At 64.9% G+C, this 22,974-nt stretch carries 20 protein-coding genes and 1 tRNA gene; 12 read left to right on the top strand and 9 right to left on the bottom strand.

Annotated features, from left to right (window positions below; genetic code table 11):
* The first annotated feature begins 252 nt into the window (after window positions 1-252).
* Entirely contained in the window at window positions 253-1,080 is an 828-nt protein-coding gene (gene folE2, locus BLR29_RS03930) for a GTP cyclohydrolase FolE2 (protein WP_092134734.1), read from the top strand.
* A gap of 221 nt (window positions 1,081-1,301) precedes the next feature.
* On the opposite strand, the gene tsaD is transcribed toward folE2, so the two are convergent.
* Window positions 1,302-2,330 carry a tRNA (adenosine(37)-N6)-threonylcarbamoyltransferase complex transferase subunit TsaD gene (gene tsaD, locus BLR29_RS03925; protein WP_092134732.1) on the bottom strand — a complete coding sequence of 343 codons (1,029 nt, stop codon included), beginning with the start codon at window positions 2,328-2,330 and terminating at the stop codon, window positions 1,302-1,304.
* A 150-nt stretch (window positions 2,331-2,480) separates the two neighbouring features.
* Here tsaD and BLR29_RS03920 point away from each other — a divergent pair, with 150 nt between their 5' ends.
* The 4 genes from BLR29_RS03920 (at window position 2,481) to dnaG (ending at window position 6,720) form a co-directional block, all read left to right on the top strand.
* Complete coding sequence (locus BLR29_RS03920) at window positions 2,481-3,722, top strand: BaiN/RdsA family NAD(P)/FAD-dependent oxidoreductase (RefSeq protein WP_092134731.1); 1,242 nt, start codon at window positions 2,481-2,483, stop codon at window positions 3,720-3,722.
* Window positions 3,723-3,844: 122 nt separating this feature from the next.
* Complete coding sequence (gene rpsU, locus BLR29_RS03915; RefSeq protein WP_092134729.1) at window positions 3,845-4,057, top strand: 30S ribosomal protein S21; 213 nt, start codon at window positions 3,845-3,847, stop codon at window positions 4,055-4,057.
* Window positions 4,058-4,181: 124 nt separating this feature from the next.
* On the top strand, window positions 4,182-4,631 hold the full coding sequence (locus BLR29_RS03910; RefSeq protein ID WP_092134727.1) for a GatB/YqeY domain-containing protein: 450 nt from the start codon (window positions 4,182-4,184) through the stop codon (window positions 4,629-4,631).
* Window positions 4,632-4,878: 247 nt separating this feature from the next.
* The gene (gene dnaG / locus BLR29_RS03905; protein WP_092134726.1) at window positions 4,879-6,720 is read left to right on the top strand and encodes a DNA primase; all 1,842 of its coding nucleotides are present in this window, start codon (window positions 4,879-4,881) and stop codon (window positions 6,718-6,720) included.
* 81 nt (window positions 6,721-6,801) lie between these two features.
* On the opposite strand, the gene BLR29_RS03900 is transcribed toward dnaG, so the two are convergent.
* Window positions 6,802-7,212, bottom strand: a complete 411-nt coding sequence (locus BLR29_RS03900) for a hypothetical protein (RefSeq protein ID WP_255371078.1) — start codon at window positions 7,210-7,212, stop codon at window positions 6,802-6,804.
* On the opposite strand from BLR29_RS03900, the gene rpoD reads away from it, so the two are divergent.
* The 4 genes from rpoD to BLR29_RS03880 all read left to right on the top strand — a co-directional run bounded on the left by rpoD (window position 7,202) and on the right by BLR29_RS03880 (window position 11,501).
* Window positions 7,202-9,478 (top strand): RNA polymerase sigma factor RpoD, encoded by a 2,277-nt coding sequence (gene rpoD, locus BLR29_RS03895; RefSeq protein WP_092134723.1) that lies wholly within the window; start codon window positions 7,202-7,204, stop codon window positions 9,476-9,478. The genes BLR29_RS03900 and rpoD overlap by 11 nt on opposite strands.
* Window positions 9,479-9,488: 10 nt before the next feature.
* Window positions 9,489-9,567, top strand: a tRNA-Ile gene (locus BLR29_RS03890).
* A gap of 344 nt (window positions 9,568-9,911) precedes the next feature.
* Complete coding sequence (locus BLR29_RS03885; RefSeq protein ID WP_092134721.1) at window positions 9,912-10,310, top strand: hypothetical protein; 399 nt, start codon at window positions 9,912-9,914, stop codon at window positions 10,308-10,310.
* A 324-nt stretch (window positions 10,311-10,634) separates the two neighbouring features.
* Window positions 10,635-11,501: a class II glutamine amidotransferase gene (locus BLR29_RS03880; protein ID WP_092134719.1), complete on the top strand. Its 867-nt coding sequence runs from the start codon at window positions 10,635-10,637 to the stop codon at window positions 11,499-11,501.
* A 116-nt stretch (window positions 11,502-11,617) separates the two neighbouring features.
* Here BLR29_RS03880 and BLR29_RS03875 read toward each other — a convergent pair whose 3' ends face one another.
* The 5 genes from BLR29_RS03875 to BLR29_RS03855 all read right to left on the bottom strand — a co-directional run bounded on the left by BLR29_RS03875 (window position 11,618) and on the right by BLR29_RS03855 (window position 16,406).
* Window positions 11,618-12,394, bottom strand: coding sequence for a DeoR/GlpR family DNA-binding transcription regulator (locus BLR29_RS03875; RefSeq protein ID WP_092134718.1), 777 nt, complete (start codon window positions 12,392-12,394; stop codon window positions 11,618-11,620).
* Between the two features lie 62 nt (window positions 12,395-12,456).
* On the bottom strand, window positions 12,457-13,458 hold the full coding sequence (gene pdxA, locus BLR29_RS03870; protein WP_092134716.1) for a 4-hydroxythreonine-4-phosphate dehydrogenase PdxA: 1,002 nt from the start codon (window positions 13,456-13,458) through the stop codon (window positions 12,457-12,459).
* A gap of 65 nt (window positions 13,459-13,523) precedes the next feature.
* Complete coding sequence (locus BLR29_RS03865) at window positions 13,524-14,759, bottom strand: four-carbon acid sugar kinase family protein (protein WP_092134714.1); 1,236 nt, start codon at window positions 14,757-14,759, stop codon at window positions 13,524-13,526.
* Window positions 14,756-15,745 (bottom strand): 2-keto-3-deoxygluconate permease, encoded by a 990-nt coding sequence (locus BLR29_RS03860; protein ID WP_092135440.1) that lies wholly within the window; start codon window positions 15,743-15,745, stop codon window positions 14,756-14,758. Before BLR29_RS03860 ends, BLR29_RS03865 begins: the two co-directional genes overlap by 4 nt.
* A gap of 202 nt (window positions 15,746-15,947) precedes the next feature.
* The gene (locus BLR29_RS03855; RefSeq protein WP_092134713.1) at window positions 15,948-16,406 is read right to left on the bottom strand and encodes an Lrp/AsnC family transcriptional regulator; all 459 of its coding nucleotides are present in this window, start codon (window positions 16,404-16,406) and stop codon (window positions 15,948-15,950) included.
* Window positions 16,407-16,573: 167 nt separating this feature from the next.
* Between BLR29_RS03855 and BLR29_RS03850 the strand changes: the two genes are divergently transcribed.
* A complete protein-coding gene (locus tag BLR29_RS03850; RefSeq protein WP_092134711.1) occupies window positions 16,574-17,182 on the top strand; it encodes a glutathione S-transferase family protein in 609 nt (202 codons plus the stop codon).
* Between the two features lie 248 nt (window positions 17,183-17,430).
* On the opposite strand, the gene BLR29_RS03845 is transcribed toward BLR29_RS03850, so the two are convergent.
* On the bottom strand, window positions 17,431-18,234 hold the full coding sequence (locus BLR29_RS03845) for an IclR family transcriptional regulator domain-containing protein (RefSeq protein WP_092134710.1): 804 nt from the start codon (window positions 18,232-18,234) through the stop codon (window positions 17,431-17,433).
* A gap of 227 nt (window positions 18,235-18,461) precedes the next feature.
* On the opposite strand from BLR29_RS03845, the gene BLR29_RS03840 reads away from it, so the two are divergent.
* Entirely contained in the window at window positions 18,462-20,105 is a 1,644-nt protein-coding gene (locus tag BLR29_RS03840; protein WP_092134708.1) for an acyl CoA:acetate/3-ketoacid CoA transferase, read from the top strand.
* Between the two features lie 107 nt (window positions 20,106-20,212).
* Entirely contained in the window at window positions 20,213-21,169 is a 957-nt protein-coding gene (locus BLR29_RS03835; RefSeq protein ID WP_092134707.1) for a Bug family tripartite tricarboxylate transporter substrate binding protein, read from the top strand.
* Between the two features lie 70 nt (window positions 21,170-21,239).
* On the opposite strand, the gene BLR29_RS03830 is transcribed toward BLR29_RS03835, so the two are convergent.
* The gene (locus BLR29_RS03830) at window positions 21,240-22,880 is read right to left on the bottom strand and encodes an alkaline phosphatase D family protein (RefSeq protein WP_092134705.1); all 1,641 of its coding nucleotides are present in this window, start codon (window positions 22,878-22,880) and stop codon (window positions 21,240-21,242) included.
* Window positions 22,881-22,974: the final 94 nt, after the last annotated feature.

Here is a 22,974-nt window from a genome sequence, read left to right as displayed (position 1 = left end):
GAAATGGTGATCTGCCGCGTCAGCTCGCGGGCATCCGCACGGATCATGCGGATTTGGGCCGCATTGCGACAGGGTTATCCAATTCCCGCTAAAATCGCCCTTTCATTTTTCGTGTTCGCAGCTGCGGGCCGGCCCTTTATTGCCGGGACCCGTCGTTTCACACTCGTTGCGCGGCGTGGATAAGTCCTGCGAAAACGCCGCGACCGTAAGGATGGCCGACACCCCCTGCCGACGTCCTGGAGGAAACCGTAGATGAATGACATCAATCCCGCCTTTGTCATGCCCGACGTCCAGTCGAGCGCAGATACCCGCCAGATCGTGATCCAGCGCGTGGGCGTGAAGGGCGTGCGCTACCCGCTCACGCTGAAGACTCCGGCCGGCGTAGTGGCGACGGTCGGCACGTTCAACCTGGACGTGCGCCTGCCGGCGGATCAGAAGGGCACGCATATGTCGCGCTTCGTGGCCCTGCTGGAGGAAAACCAGACGCCGCTGGACCTGGACGCGTTCCGCGCGCTGCTGGACGGCATGCTGCTGAAGCTGGAAGCCGATGCCGGCCGCATCGAGGTTACGTTCCCGTACTTCATCTCCAAGACTGCGCCGGTGTCGGGTGTGCAATCGCTGATGGACTACGAGGTGACGCTGGCCGGTGAAGTACGCGATGGCGAGACGCGCGTGTTCCTGACCGCGCTGGTGCCGGTGACGAGCCTGTGCCCGTGCTCCAAGAAGATCTCGCAGTACGGTGCGCACAACCAGCGCTCGCACATCACGATGCGGGTGGAGCTGGCAGGCGACCGCGGCGGCGACATGAGCGTGGAGACGCTGGTGCGCATGGCGGAGGAAGAAGCGTCGTGCGAACTGTGGGGCCTGCTCAAGCGGCCGGACGAGAAGTTCGTCACCGAGCGTGCCTATGAGAACCCGAAGTTCGTGGAAGATCTGGTGCGCGACATCGCCATGCGCCTGAATGCCGACGATCGGATCGTGGCGTACACGCTGGAAGCGGAGAACTTCGAGTCGATTCACAACCACAGCGCCTATGCGGTGATCGAGCGCGACAAGCGCGCGACGGAGCCGTCGCTGTAACAGCCAGCATCAGCGGCGACAGGTTGGACAGGTGGGACCCATCGGGGGCAGTCACGGCGACTGCCCCCGATTGCATTGGACGGCGGCTCGCGTGATGCCTCCCCGGAACTCAGACCTGCATCGTCCCGGCTTCAGGATTGAACGCGGCAAAAAAACAAAACCCCACGCGGATGAGGCGTGGGGTCTGTTTTCGATACATTGTCACCCGATGGGCGACAGGCTTATGCCGGCAGCCGGATGTCGGCCAGGTCCCAGCGTGGTGTCACGCCGTAGTCGTAGCCGCGCCGTGCCAGTTGCGGTGCGGCCTGGAGTCGCATCGCACCGGCGAACGCGATCATCGCGCCGTTGTCGGTGCAGAAGGCCAGATCGGGATAGAACACCTCCACCTTGCGACGCTTGCCCATCTCGTCGAGTCGTTCGCGCAACTGCCGGTTGGCCCCCACGCCACCCGCCACGACCAGCCGCTTGTGGCCGGTCTGCTTGAGGGCGTTAAACGACTTGGCTGCAAGCACGTCGACGATGGCATCGACAAAGGACCGGGCCAGGTTGGCGCGATCCTGCTCGCAGGTGTTGGCCAGTTTGCGCGTCTGCGTCAGCACGGCGGTCTTCAGTCCGGCGAACGAGAAATCGAGATTGCCCGAATGCAGCATGGGACGCGGCAACGTGAATGCACCGGGCGTGCCGAACTCCGCCAGCCGCGAGACTTCCGGCCCGCCCGGATAGCCGAGGCCGAGCAGCTTGGCGGTCTTGTCGAAGGCCTCACCCGCGGCGTCATCGAGCGTTTCACCCAGCAGCTGATAGTCGCCGATGCCCTTCACTTCCATCAACTGGGTATGGCCACCGGAGACCAGCAGCGCCACGAACGGAAACGGCGGCGGTGCATCGGTCAGCAGCGGCGAGAGCAGGTGACCTTCCAGGTGGTGCACGCCGACCATCGGCACATCGAGCGCGAAGCCCAGTGCGTTGGCCACCGATGCGCCCACCAGCAGCGCGCCGGCCAGGCCGGGGCCCTGGGTGTAGGCGATGGCGTCGATGTCATCGCGCGTGCGCTGCGCTTCGTCCAGCACCTGCTGCAGCAACGGCAGCACGCGGCGAATGTGGTCGCGCGAGGCGAGTTCGGGTACCACGCCGCCGTAGTCGCGGTGCATGGCGATTTGCGAGTGCAACGCGTGCGCAAGCAGGCCGGCCTCGGTGTCATAGAGGGCCAGCCCGGTTTCATCGCAGGAGGATTCGATACCGAGGACGAGCATGGAGAAAATGGAGCGGCCAGCGGCGATCTGCGGGGATCGTGCCGGCAAAATCTGAAGGCCAGCAGGTTAGCACACCAGCGCCGGCTACGCTGTCCGCAGGGCCGGCGCACGGCTTTTCGCTACAATCGGCGCTTCGTTGAAAAGGCAGGTATGACAAAAAGCAGGACAGACCGGTTCGATGTGGCGGTGCTGGGCGCGGGAGCGGCCGGCATGATGTGTGCCGCCGTGGCCGGACAGCGCGGCGCGCGCGTGGTGTTGATCGACCATGCCACGCGGCTGGCCGAGAAAATTCGCATCTCGGGCGGCGGCCGTTGCAACTTCACCAATCTGCAGGCCAGCCCGGCCAACTACCTGTCGTCCAATCCGCACTTTTGCCGGTCGGCGCTGGCGCGCTACACGCCACAGGACTTCCTGTCGCTCATGCGCCGGTATGACATCGGCTGGCATGAGAAACATCGCGGCCAGCTGTTCTGCAACGACAGCGCGGAGTCCGTGATCAACCTGCTGCGCGCCGAATGCGAATCGGGCGGCGTGCACTGGCAGACCGGCTGCGTCATTGAAGAGATCCGGCGCGAGGGCGATGACTTCCTGCTGCTGACCACTCAGGGCACGATTCGCGCCGGGGCCGTGGTGGTGGCCACCGGCGGCCTGTCGATTCCGAAGATCGGCGCATCGGACTTTGGCTACCGCATCGCCCGCCAGTTCGGTCTCAAGATCGTCGACACTCGGCCGGCCCTGGTGCCGCTGACATTCGATGGGCAGGCCTGGCAGCCTTTCGTCCCTCTGGCCGGGGTATCGATGGAAGTGGACATCGCCACCGGCAGCGGCAAGACCGCCGGCGCCTTCAAGGAAGACCTGCTCTGGACGCACCGCGGCCTGTCCGGTCCGGCGGTGCTGCAGATTTCCAGCTTCTGGCGGCCCGGCACGCCGATCGAAATCGACCTGTTCGACGGGGAAGAGGCCTCGGACTGGCTGATCGCCCATAAGAAGGGCAGCCGCAAGCATCTCGCCAATCTGCTGGCGGAACGCCTGCCGTCCCGGCTGGCTGATGCCTGGTGCGCGGCCGCCGGTCTGCCTGGCGCGCAGTCGGTGGCCGACCTGCCGGACAAGCCGCTGCGCCAGCTCGGCGAGGCATTGAACCGCTGGAAGCTGGTGCCGTCCGGGACTGAAGGCTACAAGAAGGCCGAGGTCACGCTGGGCGGCGTGGATACCCGGGGCCTGTCTTCGACCACGATGATGGCGCGTGAGGTCGATGGCCTCTATTTCATCGGCGAAGTGGTCGACGTGACCGGCTGGCTGGGTGGCTACAACTTCCAGTGGGCCTGGGCATCCGCCGTGGCCGCTGGCGAAGCCGTGGCGGAAGCCGCGCGCGGTGCCACGGCTGTTGCGTAGTCAGCACGCGGCGGCCCGGAGCGCCGGCCGTGCGCGTGCAGCGTCACAGGCCTTGCGCTACAATCGGCACCTCTCGTAAACGCTGGCAGGGCGCCGGCATCCTCTTCTTCCTTTTTGGCCAAATGACTACGATTCGCCTCAAAGACAATGAACCGTTTGAAGTCGCCATGCGACGCTTCAAGCGCACCATCGAGAAGAATGGGCTGATCACCGAGCTGCGAGCGCGAGAGTTTTACGAGAAGCCGACTGCGGAGCGCAAGCGCAAGCGCGACGCCGCCGTCAAACGCCACTACAAGCACCTTCGCAGCCAGATGCTGCCGAAGAAGCTGTACTGACCGCACCCCGAGTCAGCTTGAAACCCGCTGCGGGCACGGCTCCGGCGGGTTTTTGCGTTATGGTCTGACTTGTCGCGGCCGCACGCCGGTTCGGCGCGTAACCCCAAATTTTCGGAAAACTGCCATGTCCCTGAAAGCCCGCATCAACGACGACATGAAGGCCGCCATGCGCGCCCGTGAAGCCGACCGCCTCGGCACCATCCGCTTGTTGCTGGCCGCCATCAAGCAACGCGAGGTCGACGAGCGTGTGGAGCTGGATGACAGCGCCGTGACGGTTGTGATCGACAAGATGATCAAGCAGCGCAAGGATTCGATCTCGCAGTTCGAGCAGGCCGGCCGCAACGATCTGGCCGACAAGGAAAAGGCCGAGGTCGAGGTGCTGACCGCCTATATGCCGGCCCAGTTGTCGGATGCCGAGGTTGCCGCCGAAGTCCAGAAGGCAGTCACCGAATCCGGCGCCACCGGCCCCCAGGACATGGGCAAGGTGATGGGTATCGTAAAGCCCCGCCTGGCCGGTCGTGCCGACATGACGGCGGTCTCGGCCCTGGTCAAGGCAGCCCTGACCTCCAAGTAGAATGCCGCTGGTCAGACCAGCGTCGTAAAAAGATCTTTAGGTCAGAAATAAGCACGGTTAGCATGTGCGATGCGTGGAATTGCCGCCAGGTTGACGGGATTTGGCGGTCAATGTCGGCAATGTCCGGCGGCGCGTTGCATCTGCACTACAATGATTCGATAGCTACCGGGCGTCGTTCCGGTCACGCATTCCAGAAAAGCGGCCGCCGGCGAGCCCGGCAGGCCTTGCCATCAGGACGGTCAGTCGGGTGATTCCGCAATCCTTTATTCAGGACCTGCTCAACCGTGTCGACATTGTCGACGTGGTGGGCAAGTATGTGCAGCTGAAGAAGGGCGGCGCCAACTTCATGGGGCTGTGCCCCTTCCATAACGAGAAATCGCCGTCATTCACGGTTTCTCCCACCAAGCAGTTCTATCACTGCTTTGGCTGCGGCGCCCATGGGTCGGCCATCGGTTTCCTGATGGAGTATTCCGGGCAGTCATACCCGGATGCGGTCCGGGAACTGGCGCAGTCCGTCGGCCTGTCGGTGCCGGAGGAGCGCGACCGGCTGCCACCGGCACAGCGCGCCGAGCAGCAGGCAAAATCCGTCGCGTTGTCAGATGCCATGACGCGCGCCACTGATTTCTATCGCAAGCAACTGCGCGGCGCGCCACAGGCCATCCAGTATCTGAAGGGCCGCGGTCTGACTGGCGAGATCGCCGCCCACTTCGGCCTGGGCTACGCCCCGGATGACTGGCAGGGGCTGGAAGCCGTGTTCGGCAGCTACCGCGACGACGCCATTGCCGCGCCGCTTGTGGAAGGCGGGCTGTTGATCGAATCCGCGGACAAGCGCGATGCCGACGGCAAGCCGCGGCGTTATGACCGCTTCCGCGATCGCATCATGTTCCCGATCCGCAATACCAAGGGGAATGTGATCGGGTTCGGCGGCCGCGTGATGGGCCAGGGCGAGCCAAAATACCTGAATTCGCCCGAAACGCCGCTCTTCAGTAAGGGAACGGAGCTCTACGGCCTGTTCGAGGCTCGCCACGCGATTCGCGAGAATGGCTACGTGTTGGTGGTGGAAGGCTACATGGATGTGGTGGCGCTGGCCCAGCTCGGCTTTGCCAACGCGGTGGCCACGCTGGGTACCGCCTGTACGGCTGTGCACGTCCAGAAGCTGATGCGCCAGACCGATGCCGTGGTGTTTTCGTTCGACGGTGACGCCGCCGGCCGTCGTGCCGCGCGCAGGGCGCTGGAGGCTTGCCTGCCTCATATCGCGGACAACAAGACCATCCGTTTCCTGTTCCTGCCGGCCGAACACGATCCGGATAGCTACGTGCGGGAAGAGGGCACGGACGCCTTTGCGCGGCAGGTCCAGACGGCCATGCCGCTGTCGCGATTCCTGCTGCAGGTGGTGACGGAGGATCAGGACCTGCGCCAGCCGGAGGGCCGCGCCCGCGCCCAATACGAAGCCAAGCCGCTGTTGCAGGCCATGCCCGCCGGCGGGTTGCGGCTACAGATTGTGCGGGAACTTGCCGATGCTACGGGAACGACGCCTGCCGAAATAGAGGTGGTCTGCGGGCTGGGTAGCGATTCGTCGCGTGTCGGCCGCTTTGCCCAGCCACGGCCCCGTGCCCGCCGCCAGGCGCCGACGGGTCTGGAGCAGCGCGTGATCCAGTTGCTGATGTGCTACCCCGCCCTGGCAAGCCGGCTCGAGCCCGACGCCCGCGCGCTGCTGCTGGACGCCGAGCGGCCCGAAACCGAGGTGCTGGTGCATCTGGTGGAGGCTTGTGATGGTATACAGGGCGAAGTGAACTTTGCGGCATTTAGCGAGCAGCTGGCGCAATCGCCCTATGCCGAGGTCTATGCCGGCGCCCGAACCGCGGTGTTGAAGGAAGACATCGAAGAGGAGCCGGCAACGCTGGAATTTGACGGCGCCATCCACAAGTTACTGGCAGATCCGCTGCAGCGCGAGCTGGAAACCCTGCAGGCGGCCGTTGTGGCAGGTATCGCCGATGAGGCGGGCAAGGCACGCATGCGCTGGCTGGTCGCGGAAGTCCAGCGCCGGCGCCAGCTCGGTTGGCGCCCCGGTTCGGCGGATGAAGGGTGAACGGATATACGGCTTGAGCGGCCTGCACGTGGCGCAAGACACGCTCCAGATTAGGGCGTGTCGAGCTTAAGCCTTGATTTTTCAGGTGAAAACCTCACCTGACAGGAAGCTGGGCGTTGGTGACGTGCTACAATGCCCGGTTTGGATTGCGAAATCTTTCTCTCCAGTTCTGGCGAAAGTGAGCGTGCCAATGGCAAAGGCCAAAGCAACCGAAAGGGTAGCCGAGAAGGCGCCCTCCAAAGCTCCCCAATCAGGGAGCGGCAAGGCGTCCGTGAAAACAACGGCGGCGAAGACATCGACCGCGTCAGTCAGGACGACACAAGCCCGGTCTGCGCCAGCAAAGTCCGTGCGCGGTGCATCAGCACCCGCCGAGACCACTTCCGCCAGGAATCGCACATCCAAAATTACCAAGCCCTCGACTTCGGCACGCGAGAGCGGCGAGAGCGCCAATACGAGCGGCAAGATTGCCGCTTCTGCACCCGTGAAAGGCAAGAGTATCACCGTGGCGAAACAGCAGAATACCGAAGTCGAGAGCAAGCGTGCGGCAACGACGGCCGGCACCCGGAATGGAGGCGCCAAGGCAGGCGCCGCCGCCGCGGCGCCGAAGGCCCGTGCCGCGACTCCCGCACCCGTTGCATCCGAGCGTCCCGCTGCCCCGGCCGTAAAGCCGGAGCCCAAGAAGCGTGGCCGCAAGCCCAAGGCCGAGATGCAGCAAGACGACAGCACTACTGAAGACGTGACTGAAGAGTTTTACGAAAACGATGCTCCCGCGGCCACCCCTGCCGCGGCGCCCAAGACCGAAAAGCAGAAAGCCAAGGACCGCAAGGCCAAGGAAAAGGCCCTGCTCAAGGAGTTCGCCTCGACCCAGCAGGGCACCGAGGAGGAACTCGAGGTCCGCCGCCAGAAGCTCAAGGCGCTGATCAAGCTGGGCAAGTCGCGCGGTTACCTGACCTACGCGGAAATCAACGATCACCTGCCGGACGACATGGTCGATTCGGAAACGATCGACACGCTGGTCGCCACGCTGAACGACATCGGCATCGCCGTCTACGAGCAAGCTCCGGACGCCGAGACGCTGCTGCTCAACGACAACGCGCCGTCCGCCACCAGCGAGGAAGAGGCCGAGGAAGAGGCGGAAGCCGCCCTGTCCACGGTGGATTCCGAGTTTGGCCGTACCACTGACCCGGTCCGCATGTACATGCGTGAAATGGGTACCGTGGAACTGCTCACGCGCGAAGGCGAAATCGAGATTGCCAAGCGGATCGAAGCCGGCCTGAAGGACATGGTCATGGCCATTTCCGCTTGCCCGGTCACGATCTCCGAGATCCTGGCCCACGCCGAGCGTGTGGCCAATGACGAGATCAAGATCGACGAATTCGTCGACGGCCTGATCGACCCGAATGCCTCGGAGGTTGTAGAGTCCGCGGCCGCCCCGGCTGCCGCGGCTGACGATGAAGACATCGAATCGGACGAGGAAGGCGACGAGGAAGACGAAGACGAAGACGAAGCCGGCGCTGGCGCTGCGGCATCCGCACGCCAACTGGAAGAACTGAAGCAGTCCGCGCTGGAGAAATTCCGCGTGATCGCCGAGCAGTTCGACAAGATGCGTCGTGCGTTCGAGAAGGAAGGCTACAAGTCCAAGCCGTACGTGAAGGCGCAGGAAGCCATCCAGGCCGAACTGATGGGCATCCGCTTCACCGCGCGCAATGTCGAGCGCCTGTGCGACACACTGCGTGGTCAGGTGGACGAAGTCCGCAAGCTGGAACGCGCCATCCTGAACATCGTGGTCGACAAGTGCGGCATGCCGCGTTCCGACTTCGTGGCCCGTTTCCCCGGCAACGAGACGAACCTGGACTGGATCCAGACCATCGTGGCTGACAACAAGGGCTACAGCACGATCGTCGAGCGTAACGTGCCGGCCGTGCACGAACTGCAGCAGAAGCTGATCGACCTGCAGGCCCGCGTGGTGCTGCCGCTGAAGGAGCTGAAGGACGTCAATCGCAAGATGTCCGAAGGCGAGAAGCGCGCCCGCGAAGCCAAGCGCGAGATGACCGAGGCCAACCTGCGTCTGGTGATTTCGATCGCCAAGAAGTACACGAACCGTGGCCTGCAGTTCCTCGACCTGATCCAGGAAGGCAATATCGGCCTGATGAAGGCGGTGGACAAGTTCGAATACCGTCGCGGCTACAAGTTCTCCACGTATGCCACGTGGTGGATTCGCCAGGCCATTACGCGTTCGATCGCCGACCAGGCTCGCACGATCCGTATTCCGGTGCACATGATCGAAACGATCAACAAGATGAACCGGATCTCGCGCCAGATCTTGCAGGAAACCGGCAACGAGCCGGATCCGGCAACGCTGGCCGAGAAGATGGAGATGCCGGAGGACAAGATCCGCAAGATCATGAAGATCGCGAAGGAGCCGATCTCCATGGAAACGCCGATCGGTGACGACGACGACTCGCATCTGGGCGACTTCATCGAGGACACGAACACGCTGGCGCCGGCGGAAGCCGCGCTGCATGGTTCGATGCGCGATGTCGTGAAGGACGTGCTGGACAGCCTGACGCCGCGCGAAGCGAAGGTGCTGCGCATGCGTTTCGGTATCGAAATGAGCACGGACCACACGCTGGAAGAAGTCGGCAAGCAGTTCGACGTCACGCGTGAGCGGATTCGCCAGATCGAGGCCAAGGCACTGCGCAAGCTGCGCCACCCGAGCCGCTCCGACAAGCTGAAGAGCTTCCTGGAAGGCAACTAAGCCCTTCCAAGGGCCTCTAGCTCATGCCTGGTTAGAGCAGCGGACTCATAATCCGTTGGTGCCGTGTTCGACTCACGGGAGGCCCACCATTGAAATCAAGGGGTTACAACGATTATTCGTTGTAACCCCTTGTTCATTTGTGGTCGGAGTAAACGTCGTAAGCAATTGAATTGCTTTGATGGCTCGCACGGACTAGCAGCGTTGCGGGCGCTTTGTCGAAAACCTGTGAGATGTGGCCGCATGTAGACATGGGCGTAGTAGCTCATGCGGGGTGCTGTAAAATACACTTAAGCAGCGGCCTCTGCGTCACTGATGATTTGGGGTGAGAACAGCGGGAATCCGCGCAAACGTCCCAAAGCATCGCTCGTCTGCTGACAAGAATGCGGGTCGGACCATGTGCCCGTATCAAAGCCACTCACACTGAATATCCACAATGAACGCTGCGATTCGTTTCCTGCTCAAGTCGTTTGCATTCTCGGTTGTTTTCACTATCACGGTAGTGCTCTTGTCCATTCCGATCATGAAAATGCAAGAGGCGAAGGAGGAGCGCACTAAAGCTCAGCAGGTAGCGTCGCGACAAAAGGCGCAGGAGGAAGCGCAGCGCAAGGCTGCGGAGCAGGATGCCGACTATAAGAAGGACCTTGCGTTGCGAGATCAAGCGTGGAAGCGCAGTGATGAGCAATTCAAGCGGGGCGATGACAACTTGGCGCAGATGGAAGCGCTTATAAAGCGGCAAGCTGCGTTGGTAACTCTGCAAGAGGCCAACGCAAAAAGGGAAGCCACCATCCTGGCGGAAAAGGCGCGCCAGCTGGGCCTTGCCCAAGGCCAATAGTTGGCGGACGGTCAGGCTCCAGCGTAATGTCGAGCCGCCTGGGAAAACTGCTCCAGCGAGGGCCAGCGGAAGAAGTCGCCTTGGGTCCGTAGTCGCCAAGTCCGTCTTTCCACCGAACCTGGACATTTCCCCTGCACCCGAGCGATCTTTGGGCTACGGTTTATTTGTAGCGCGACGCGCACGTCAATGCGGGCGCGACCAAAATGGCGAAGCCGATACGACTCCGCCTGGAGAGCCGCGTTCGGTGAATCTCCGGCGTCACCTGTTGCGTCGGACCGATTTGCATGGGATGCGTCCGCGCAAGACATGTGGAGGAAAAGCATCATGTGCCGCTGGCTGGCCTACTCGGGCAAATCCGTTCCGCTGGAAACGGTGCTGTTCCAGCCGGAACACTCGCTGATCGACCAAAGCCTGAATTCGCGGCTCGGCCATACCACCACCAATGGCGACGGATTCGGCGTCGGTTGGTATGGTCGTCACTCGGAGGTGCCTTTTCGCTATCGTTGTCTCCATCCAGCCTGGAGCGATACCAACCTTCGCGAAGCCGCCCGGGCCGTGAGGGCGCCGCTGTTCGTTGCCCATGTGCGGGCGGCAACGGGCACCCCAACCCAGGAGACCAATTGCCATCCGTTTCGCTTCGGTCGCTGGCTGTTTGTCCACAATGGGCTGATTCGCGATTACCCCGTCATTCGCCGCGACTTGATGATGGCGGTGGCGCCGCATCTGTTCCGCTGGATAGAGGGGTCGACCGATTCCGAGGTGATGTTCTTCCTGGCCCTGACTTTTGGCCTGGAGCGCGACCCATGCGGCGCGTTGGAGCAGATGGCCGGCCTGATCGAGGATGTCGGGCATCGGCACGACGTGCAATTTCCGCTCAACATGACCGTCTGCGTCACGGACGGGCAGCAGATCGTCGCGGTGCGTTATTCAAGCGAGACGGACTCGCGGACGCTGTTCCATAGCACTTCGTTCCGGCAATTGCGCGCACTCTATCCAGAGGACCCGCGCATCATCGCCGCCGGCGACGACGCTTTCCTGGTTCTTTCCGAACCGCTGATTGAAGTGCAGGGGGTGTGGGAGGAGATTCCCGAAGCGACCATCCTGGTTGCCCGGGGTGGGGAGATCGATCACAAGCGCTTCTCGCCACGGTTGCCGAGTCCCTCACTGCTGCCATCGCTCCAGCAGTCCTAGTCGTCCTGGAGCGAGGGAAAAAGCGAATGCCGATGCCGACGCGAACCAATGTCGCGTAACCCGGCAGGCTCGCGCCAGCCATCAGCCATCAGCCATCAGCCATCAGCCATCAGCCATCAATCGGCCACGGCCACCTTCACCTGCTTCAACCCCCGGAACGGCTCGAGTTGCGCGACGGTGGCGCTGGCATCCGTCACCAGCGTCCAGGCTCGCTCCAACGGCGTCCAGTGTTGCTGCCGCGCGCGGCCCAGCTTGGTCGAATCCACCAGCACGAAGATATCGGCAGCCTGCCGGATGATGCATTCCTTCAGGTAGGCTTGCTCCGCGCTGGCTTCGCAGAGGCCCACGCCGGCGACCACACCGTCGGCGCCGAGGAATGCCTTGTCGACGCTGATGCGCGACAGCGCCACCTGCGCCAGCGGACCAAAGGTGCCCATGCTCGACGGACGTACGTCGCCGCCGATCAGCGTGACGCGGATCTTGGGCAGGCCGACGAGTGCCGTTACGGCCAGCAGGTTGGTGGTGTAGACATGAAGATCCTCGCGCGCGGCCAGCAGGCGGGCGAGGGCGGTGGCGGTGGTGCCGCTGTCCAGCAGCACCGCGTCGCCATCCTGTACAAAGGATGCTGCCATCCGGGCGATGGCTTCCTTCTGCTCGCGCTGCAGGACCTTGCGCTCCTCGAGCGAGGCTTCGGGTTCGTGGCCGCCCACCTGCATCAGTGCCGCCGCGCCGCCATAGGTCCGAACGATGCGGCCTTCGCGGGCGAGGGCGGTCAGGTCGCGCCGCACGGTGGCCTCGGACACGCCCAGGCTACCGGTCAGCCGTTCGACATTGGCGTCCTCGCCCGACAACACGAGTTCGAGAATGGCGCGGCGGCGGTCGGCGGCTTTCATGTCAGGGGCAAATGAAAAGGGGATCGAAAACGATCCCCGATCTTACAGCAGCGGTGGCGGTATCAGGCGCGGCGCGTCGCCAGTTCCGCGCCCTGGCGCAGTGCTTCCAGCAGACTGCGTTCGTCGGCGATACCCTTGCCGGCGATATCGAACGCGGTGCCATGGTCGACGGACGTGCGGATCACCGGCAGGCCCACTGTAATGTTCACGCCGGCTTCCAGACCCAGCACCTTGACCGGGCCGTGACCCTGGTCGTGATACATCGCCACGACGAGGTCGAAGTCGCCACGCCCGGCGCGATAGAACAGCGTGTCGGCGGGCAGCGGGCCTTCCACGTCCCAGCCGCGGGCGCGCAGCGCTTCCACCGCCGGGATGATCTTCTGCTCTTCCTCGCCCTGGCCGAACAGGCCATTCTCGCCAGCGTGCGGGTTGATGCCGCACACGCCGATGCGCGGCGCGGCGATGCCAGCGCGCTGCAGCGTTACCTGGCCGCGCTCGATCGTGCGCTGCACGAGGCCCGGTTCGATCTTGCGGATGGCGTCCATCAGGCCGATGTGCGTCGTCACGTGGATCACGCGCAGCTTGGGAGCCACCAGCATCATCGACACCTCCGGCGTGCCGGTCAGATGCGCGAGCATCTCGGTGTGGCCCGGGAACTTGTGGCCGCCCGCGTGCAGGGCTTCCTTGTTCAGCGGCGCGGTGCAGATCGCATCGATCTTCTCGTCACGCGTCAGCGCCACTGCGCGTTCGATGTAGCGGAATGCGGCGTCTCCCGCCACGGCGGAGAGCTTGCCAAAAGGCAGGTCTTCGGGGATCAGGCCGAGGTCGATGCAGTCGATCGTGCCGGGTTCGAAGCGGGCTTCATCGGGCGACTGAATGGCACGCACCTTCAACGCCGATTGCACGAGCTTGCCCGCGTGCTCCAGCCGGCGGGCGTCGCCAATCACGAGCGGGCGGCATTGCGCGTAGACCGTTTCATGCGCCAGGCTCTTGACGATGACTTCGGGACCGATGCCCGTGGCGTCACCCATGGTGATGCCGATGACTGGAAGGTAGTCGTTCATTTGTCTGTGTCCCGTTTCGGGTGTTGTCACTGCGCGCCGTCTTCATGAACAACGGCGCTGGAAATTCAGTCTTGCCGCATGGCTTGCCACGCCAGCCACAGCGCCGCGTCCGTGCCGAATGCGCCGGCCTTGGTGGCCACGCGTCGTGCAGGCGTGTCGTGGGTGATGGACAGGGGCACGCCCGGCTCGATCTCGCGCCGCAACGTCAGGGCGGTGATGCCGGCCGCGGCGAGCATCGCCCGCGCGGTTTCGCCGCCGGTGGCGATCAGGCCCCCGACGCGATCGAAGTAAGGCAGTACCAGTTGCGCCAGTGCGGCGGAGAGGTGCGGACCCTCGGCGGGGTCGAACGCGTCATCGCGGCCGATGCTGACGAGCAGGTCGCGCCCGGCAAGCAGGCATTCCGCAACCGATTGCTGGGCGACGTCCCAGCCAGCGTGGCCGGGGCCATCGCGCAGCGCCTGCGGTGGGACTACCAGCGATGCGATGCGGCCCCGTTCGCACAGGCAGGCGGCCTGCCGGCCCGATACACCTGACAGGCTGCCGACGAGCGTCAGCACCGGGCCTTCGTGATGGAGCGCTGCGGCAGCTTTGTCGCTCTCCACCGGCGCAACCGCCGCACTTGTCGATAGCGCCGACAGCGCCCGGGCGAGGCCACCGGAGCCGACCCAGAAGGCGGGTGCTTCGATGCGTGTGGAGGCCTCGGCCAGCGTCATCAGATCCTGTTCGATGTCGGCGTCGCAGACAACTGCCTGCACGCCTTGTCCCACGAACGTGGTCAGCATCGCTTGCACGGCGGATGCGCCGGCACGGACCATATCCAGCGGCACCAGCGCGGCGCGCAGCCCTTGCGCAGCCAGCAGCGCGACCATGTCGGCGCGCCCGGTCAGGCCTTCCAGCTGCCAGATGTCGGAGCCCTCGAGCGGCTGCCCGTTGATCAGCATGCAACCGTTGCGCGTGGTGCGCCCCGTCGCCGGAAAGGCGGGGGCGACAATCGCCAGTCCGGCCAGCGGCTGCAACGCGCCAGTCTCCGCGGCCCAGTTGCCGCGCAGCGTCGAATCGATCTTCTTGTACAGGCGCCGGCCGGCACCGTGGCTGCGATGCCAGGCGTCGAGATTGCGCGCCGCGGCGTCCCGCGGGGTCATGCGGCGGCTGTCGACGTCGGCGGCCACGACATCGGCATCGGCGATGTCGGCCGAGGCCGTCGCCTCCAACGTCACGACCGTGTGGGCACCATGGGCGGCAAAGCCAATGGCGCAGTCGGCGGCGCCGGACAGGTCATCGGCGATGATCAGCCAGCTCATGCCGTGGTCCCGTTTCTTGCCATCGCGGCGTCGGTCTTGCTGGCTACGCGGCGTGCCACCCAGGCGGTGACCAGCGGGGTCAGCACGGCGGTGACGACCACGCAGGCGGCCACCAGGATCGTTGCGCTCTTGGCGGCTTCAGAGTAGGCCGGGTTGGCCGCGGCCACCAGTGTCGGCACCGCCGCGGCATTGCCGGCGGTACTGGCCGCCGCCACGCCCGCCACACCTGTGCCGCCGCTCAGACGGTCGGCGATGTACAGCGCGAAGCCGGTGATCACGACCACGCCAATGCCGAGGCCCAGGCCCAGCATGCCGGCCTGCCACACCTTGTGCAGGTCCAGGCCGGCGCCCAGTGCCAGCGCGAAGAAGGGGATCATCACGGGAACGGCCTTGCTCAGGAAGTCGCGCATCTCGCGGTCCAGGTTGCCCAGCAACATGCCCAGTAGCAGCGGCAGGATACTCCCGACCAGCGTCGGCCACGGAAAGGCGGAGAGGCCGGCCACGCCCAGCGTGATCATCGTCAGGAACGGGCCGGACTCCAGCGACATGATGCTGTACGCGCCCACGTCTTCCGGCTTGCCGTACTGGCCCATCAGCGCCATGTAGAGGCCGCCGTTGGTGTCGTTCATCGCGGCCACCACGGCCAGCGTGGACAGGCCGGCGAACATGCCGGCGCTGATCGGCGCTTCACCGAGGAAGTGGCCCAGGATCACACCCAGCAGCATCGCCGTGCCCACCTTGGTGGCAAACAGTACGCCGCCTTTCTTGACGATGTACGGCGTGGCCTTGATGTTGATGCTGGCGCCCATGCAGACGTAGAAGACCGCGAGGACCGGCAGGGCGCCGGTGAAGAGGGCGTTGGTGAACGACCCGAAGAACTTGGGGCCCTCGGGCGCGAACGTGGCCACCAGCGAACCGATCAGCAGCGGCACGATCATCATGCCGCCCGGTACGCGCTCGATGGCGCGCTTGATATGAATCTGCATCTTCGTCTCCTGCCGCGTGTGGGTGCGGCAACCTGTGGGTTTTTTGAGCAGGCGAATGATCGATTCGATCATTCGTGGGGCGAAGTGTAGGACAACTCGTTAATTTTGACCAGTTCGGTCATAAAAATGATTGAATCGGGCAAAAAATGATGCCGAAGCCGCTCCAGTTGCCGCAATTGCCGAATGGGGCAGCGTCGGCGGCTCAGCGCTCGGCGCCCTTCGCCGCGCCGATCGTCACCGTCTTCCTGACCGGGCTCGACAAGACGAGCGCGGTGGTTACCGCCCCGTGCGCGGCCAGGGTGTCCACCACGCGTTCGAGATCGGACGGTTGCGGAATCGCGCAGCGCACGATGAAGCAGTACTGGCCGGTGACGCGATCGGCCCCCAGGACCTCCGGCATCTCCTCGAACAGCCTGACGTATTTGCGGATGCCGGCGTGGTCGGTTTCCACGTGAATGATGGCTTCCAGCCCGATCCCCAGCGCGCGCAAGTTGATGCGTGCGCCGTAGCCTTCGATGACGCCGGCGTCTTCCAGTTTTCGCACACGTTCGCTCATGGCCGGTTGGGACAGGCCGATGCGCTTGCCGATAGCCGCCAGGCTCTGGCGCGCATCCGTCTGCAACGCCTCGATGATCAGTCGGTCCTTCTTGTCCAGTTTCATCCGCCCCTCTCGTTCTGCCGGCTGCCCTGCTTGCGCATTGCCGCGCGCCGATGAATCATCGGTGCCGACAGGCAATTTCCGATGACCGCCCGTTGGCTTTCAGACATGCGCGAAGGATCATATGCGATATCGGATGTTCCCGAACACCTCACTCAGGAGCGCACAAGATGAGACTGATTGGCATGCTGGATTCCCCATACGTGCGCCGCGCGGCGATCACGCTGAAGCTGCTGGACTTGCCGTTTTCGCATGAGTCGGTGTCGGTGTTCCGCACCTTTGATCAGTTCCGTTCGATCAATCCGGTCGTGAAGGCGCCATCGCTCGTTTGCGAGAACGGTGTCGTGCTGATGGATTCCACGCTGATCATCGACTATGCGGAGACGCTGGCCGGGCGCAGCCTGATGCCAGCCACAATTGACGCGCGCCAGCGGGCGCTACGCATTCTGGGGCTTGCGCTGGCAGCCTGCGAAAAGGCTGTGCAGGACGTCTACGAGCACAACCTGCGTCCACCGGAGAAGGTGCACCAGCCGTGGGTGGATCGCGTCGATGGCCAGCTGGCCCGTGCTTACGCGCTGCTGGAGCAGGAAATCGCCGCCACGAGAGTGCCCGCCGATGCGGCCGCGCTGAATCAGGCGGACCTCACGACTGCCGTGGTCTGGACCTTCACGCAGGCCTTGCTGCCCGGAAGGATTGTCGCGGATCAGCATCCCGCGCTGGCGGCATTTGCGGCGGCCATCGAGCGCTTTCCGGTCTTCACGGCATTTCCGCACGCATGATTGTTAGCGTGCGATACCCCACCAAATGCCCCACATTCGGGTGATGTGGGGGTAAGACGGTTCTTGCAAGATATGCCCGGGGTGACAGGATCCTTGCCCCGCTACCACTTCAGCCCCGCGACCTTCCCCGGCCTGCGGGGCTTTTTCCTTTTTGAGTCGCCGGCGCAGTGCCGGCCGATACCTGCACGCGAAGTGTGATTGCGACTGCGAGCGCCATTGCGATTGCGATTGTGAGGGGCCGAGTCCCGTCAGCGCGCCTTCAGGATTGCCTCGATGCTTGCGGCGGCACGGCGCAGCGGTGGCAGATAGTGCCGCTCCAGGTAGGCCTGGTCGCGGCTCCCCAGCACCATGCTCAGACCGAGCCCCGCCACGGTCTTGCCGTCCTGGTCGCGCAGCGGCACCGAGATGCCGGCGAATCCGTCAACCAGTTCACTGATCAGCGTGCAGAACCCTTCGGCCCTGACCTGCTCCAGCTTGCGCGCCAGCGCCGGTCGGGAACTGATCGTGAACGGCGTGAGTTTCCTGAGCTCCGCGCCAGCCAGGTAGGTGGCGCGGGCGCCATCGTCCAGTCCGGCCAGCAACACCCGGCCCAGCGAATGCGCATAGGCTGGCATCCTGCGGCCGATGGCCATGTCCACGCGGAGCATCTGGCTGGGTTCCTCGCGCGCCACCAGCACCACGGAATCCCGGTCGAGCATGCCGATCGAGCAGCTTTCGTTCACCTCCGCGCATAGTGCCTGGAGGTATGGCCGGGCCAGTTGCGGCAGGTTCATCGAGGCGAAGTACGCGTAGCCCAGGTCCATCACCTTGGGGGTCAGCGCGAATTGCCGGCCTTCCTGCGCGAGGTAGCCGTTGTGCTCCAGCGTCAGCAGCAGCCGGCGTGCAGCGGCGCGCGTCACATCGAGCTGATCGGCCACCTCTTGCATCGTCAGCCGCTCCACGCCGCTCGCGTAGAGGCGCAGCAGGGCCAGCCCCTTCGTCAGGGAATCGAGCAGTTCCTCTTTCCTGGGCGTGTCGGGGAGGTCTGCGGGCGGGGTGTCGGTGCGCGGCATGGCGGATCGGCGTGTCGAGACAGCCATATCGATGGCGTCGGGCGGTCGAATTGAGTTGTACCGGGGTCGAACCGGCATCGAACCGAGCGTTCAGCTTAAGGGCCTTCTGCGGGTCAGACCGGACTTGCGTCCGGGCGGTCGATCCGTATGATAGGCGTTTTGCGAACAAATGTTCGGAAAACGTGGGTCGGTAGAAACCACGACAAAGAGGAAAACTGGAGACAGCAATGAAGGTGATCACCACCCGGCAGGCGGCGGAACTCGTTCAAAGCGGCTGGACCGTGGCCAGCGCGGGGTTTGTCGGTGCCGGCCATGCCGAGGGCGTGACCGAGGCGCTGGAGCAGCGTTTCCTGCAGCATGGGCTGCCGCGCGACCTGACGCTGGTCTACTCGGCGGGGCAGGGTGATCGCGGCGCGCGCGGCGTGAACCACTTCGGCAATGCCGGCATGACGAAGGCCATCGTCGGCGGTCACTGGCGCTCTGCCACGCGCCTGGCCACGCTGGCCATGAACGAGGAATGCGAGGGCTTCAACCTGCCGCAGGGCGTGCTGACCCACCTCTATCGCGCGATTGCCGGCGGCAAGCCGGGCGTGATGACCAAGATCGGCCTGCATACTTTTGTCGATCCGCGTACGGCACAAGATCCGCGCTACCACGGCGGTGCCGTCAACCAGCGTGCGCGGGATGCCATCACGGCGGGCCACGCCAACTGGGTGGAAGCCGTCAATTTCCGTGGCGACGAGTATCTGTTCTATCCGAGCTTCCGCATCGACTGCGCACTGATCCGCTGCACGGCGGCCGACACGCGCGGCAACCTGAGCACGCATCGCGAGGCCTTTCACCATGAGTTGCTGGCGATGGCGCAAGCCGCGCACAACTCGGGCGGCATCGTGATCGCGCAAGTCGAATCGCTCGTCGACTATCACCAGAACCTGCAGGCCATCCACGTGCCGGGAATCCTGGTCGACTACGTGGTCGTCAGCGAGCAGCCCGCGCACCACCAGATGACGTTTGCCGAGGCCTACAACGAGGCCTACGTGACGCCGTGGCGTGGCGAGGCGGCGTCGGCAGCCGAGCACGCGCGCGAGGCCGAAGCGCTTCCCGCCGCGGCTACGGCCCTCGATGCGCGGACTATCGTCCAGCGCCGCGCCGTCATGGAGTTGGCGCGTCGCCAGCCGCGCGTGGTGAATCTCGGCGTGGGCATGCCCGCCGCCGTGGGTGCGCTGGCGCATCAGGCCGGACTCGATGGCTTCACGCTGACCGTGGAAGCGGGCCCGATTGGCGGCACGCCCGCCGACGGATTGAGCTTCGGCGCATCGGCCTATCCCGAGGCGGTGGTGGACCAGCCGGCGCAGTTCGATTTCTACGAGGGTGGCGGCATCGACCTGGCGATTCTTGGCCTGGCGGAGCTGGATGGTCACGGCAACGTCAACGTCAGCAAGTTTGGCGAGGGCGAGGGCGCGTTGATCGCGGGCGTGGGCGGCTTCATCAATATCACCCAAAGCGCACGCGCCGTGGTGTTCATGGGCACGCTGACGGCCGGCGGGCTGGAAATCCGCGCGGAAGGCGATCGCCTGCAGATCGTGCGCGAGGGCCGCGTGAAGAAGATCGTGCCCGAGGTCTCGCACCTGAGTTTCAACGGTCCGTACGTCGCGTCGCTCGGTGTTCCGGTGCTCTACGTGACAGAGCGCGCCGTGTTCGAGATGCGTCCCGATGCCGGCGGCGAGCCGCGCCTCACTTTGGTGGAAATCGCCCCCGGCATGGACTTGCAGCGCGACGTGCTGGATCAGTGCGCCACGCCGGTGGCCGTGGCGGACGACCTGCGCGAGATGGACGCTCGCCTGTTCCGGCCCGGCGTCATGACGCTCTGACTGCCCTGACCGCTCAGACACTCAGAAAATCAAAGCAAGCCGGCGCTGACCGGCCCATTGGAGGAAGGACTGTGCAACACCAACGTCGTCGTCTCACGTTTTCCACGATGGCCCTGGCAGCCATGCTGCCGTTTGCCGCCACGCCCGCACTGGCGCAGCAAGGCTACCCCGACAAGCCGATCCGGCTGGTCGTGCCGTTCCCGGCCGGCGGTCCCACGGACACCGCCGCGCGCATCATCGGCCAGAAGATGGGCGAGTCCCTGAAGCAGACCGTGGTGATCGACAACCGCCCGGGTGCGTCGGGCACGATCGGCGCCGAGGCCGTGGCCAAGGCCGCGCCGGATGGCTACACGCTGCTGATGCTGGCCACGCCCACGCTGCTGGCGCCGCACCTGATCGCGCGCAAGGGCTACGACATCTTCAAGGACTTCACGCCGATCGGCGCTGCTTACGAACTGCCGATCGTGATGGTGGTGAATCCGCAATCGCTGCCGGACGTGACGGACCTGCAGCAGTACATCGCCAGGGTGAAGGCGAAGCCCGGCCAGTTCAACTACACGAGCGCCGGCAATGGCAGCTTCGGGCACCTGTCGACCGAATTGCTGAAGAGCCTGGGTCACTTCGACGTTCAGCACGTGCCCTACAAAGGCAGCGCGCCGGCGATGTCCGACCTGCTGGCGGGGCAGGTGCCCATGATGTTCGCGGACATGATTGCCGCGTTGCCGCATATCAAGGCCGGCAAGCTGCGTCCGATCGCGGTGGGGTCGGCCAGGCGCGTCAGCTTCACGCCCGAGGTGAAAACGGTGGCGGAGCAAGGCTTTCCGGGATTCGATGCTGCGTCGTGGGGCGGCTTGCTGGTGCCGGCCGGCACACCGAAGGAGGTGGTCGCGAAGCTGTCCGCCGAGCTGCGCGCCGCACTGGCCGACCCGACCGTGCAGCAGAAGATGCTGGGCGCTGGGACGGTGGCGTCCTTCATGCCGCCGGACCAGCTGGCCACCCGCATGCGCAATGACTACGCGAAGTGGGGCAAGGTGATCCAGGACAACGGCATCCGCGGCGACTGAGCTGCGGCGATCCCGACCGCCAACGCCCCCGCCCGCATGCAGGTGAGGGTGTTGGCGGCCGGTGCCGGCATCACGCCTGGGCCTGGAGTGTCTGGCTGAACTGCGACACCCCGTTCAGGTCGCGCAGGTCCACGGTCAGCGCCCGCGATGCCGGGTCGATGTTTACCTCGCCAAAGAACTGGAAGCCGGCGAACGGCGACATGTTCTGGGCGGTCGGCGCGCGCTGGAACACGATCCGCGGACCGAACGTGTTATCCAGCGGGTTCGGCCCGAAGCTGCCGGCGTTGAGCGGACCGGCCACGAATTCCCAGAACGGATCAAAGTCCTTGTACACGGCGCGCTCCGGCGCATAGTGGTGCGCTGCGCAGTAGTGCACGTCGGCCGTCACCCAGACCACGTTCTTCAGTCCCGCCTGACGGATGCGCGTCAGCAGGCGCGCGGTCTCCAGCTCCCGGCCCAGCGCCGGACCGTCGCCATTGGCGATGGCCTCCCATTTGGCGCGGCCCTCGGCGTCCTTGCCATCGGGCACGCCCAGGCCAATCGGCATGTCCGCGGCAATCACCTTCCACGTGGCGCGCGACGCCATCAGTTCCGCCATCAGCCATTCCAGCTGCGCGTTGCCCAGGAAGGCCGTGTTGGCGCCCTCGGCCGTCTCGCGGTTGTAGCCGTTGGGGCCGCGGAAGCTGCGCATGTCGAGCACGAATACATCGAGCAACGGGCCGTACGCGATCTTGCGATGCACGCGCTCGTCCATGCCCTGGCGGTGCCAGCGCATCGGCGCATTTTCCAGGAACGCGCGCTGGCCGCGTGCCACCAGCACACGCACATCTTTTTCCGTATAGCGAGCATCGCCCGAAAGATCCTTCGACGCCGACCAGTTGTTGGTCACCTCGTGGTCGTCCCATTGCCAGATCTGCGGCACGTGGCGCGCGAACTGGCGCACGTTGTCGTCCATCATGTTGTAACGGTGACGGCCGCGGAATTCCTTCAGCGTCTCGGCGACCTTGCTGACTTCCTCGGTGACGAGGTTCTTCCAGATGCGGCCGCCTTCGGCCTTTTGCTCGGCCGTGATCGGGCTGTCGGCATAGATCGTGTCGCCGCTGTGCAGGAAGAAGTCCGGATTGCGGCGGCGCATGGCGTCGTAGATGCGCATGCCGCCGAGCTCCGGGTTGATGCCCCAGCCCTGGCCGACGGTGTCACCGGACCAGACGAAGCGCACGGGGCGATCGGCGGTCAGCGCCGGGGTGCGGAAACTGCCGTCCATCCACGGGCCCAGGCCGCGGCGCTCGGCCGGATTTTCGAACGCGACGCGGACGAAGTAAGACTGTCCCGGCGACAGGCCGGTCAGCAGCGTGCGGGCGGTGAAATCGGCCTCGCTGCCGGCCAGCGGGCCGGAAATACGTGCGGCATTGCGAAAATTCGCATCGGTGGCGTATTCGACCACCATGCGTGCCTGGCGGTCGGCACGAGCCCAGACCACCAGGCCGTCGTCGGAGGGATCGCCCAGCTGGATGCCGTCGGGCAGGCCGGGCCGGCCGGACGCCATGACAGCAGGGGCGGCGGGCCGCGCGGCCGGCTGGCTGGCGGCGGCCAGCGCGGGGCCGAGGGCGCTCATGCCGACCCCGAGGCCCAGGAAGCGGCTCGACGTGCGCAGGAAGTGGCGGCGCGCCAGGTCGGACGGGGCTTGGGGGGGAAGCGGGGCGGTCGTCATGGGGCGGCTCGCAAGTGGGTTCGGCACCAGGGATTGTTGTGGTTGGGGGTCATCGGTGGGACCCTGCCGGCACTTGTCCGGCGCGCGACATGGT

Source organism: Cupriavidus sp. YR651 (assembly GCF_900101625.1).
GTDB lineage: Bacteria > Pseudomonadota > Gammaproteobacteria > Burkholderiales > Burkholderiaceae > Cupriavidus.
The sequence above is the reverse complement of the archived record's forward strand: the minus strand, read 5'-3'. Positions and strand labels throughout refer to the sequence as shown.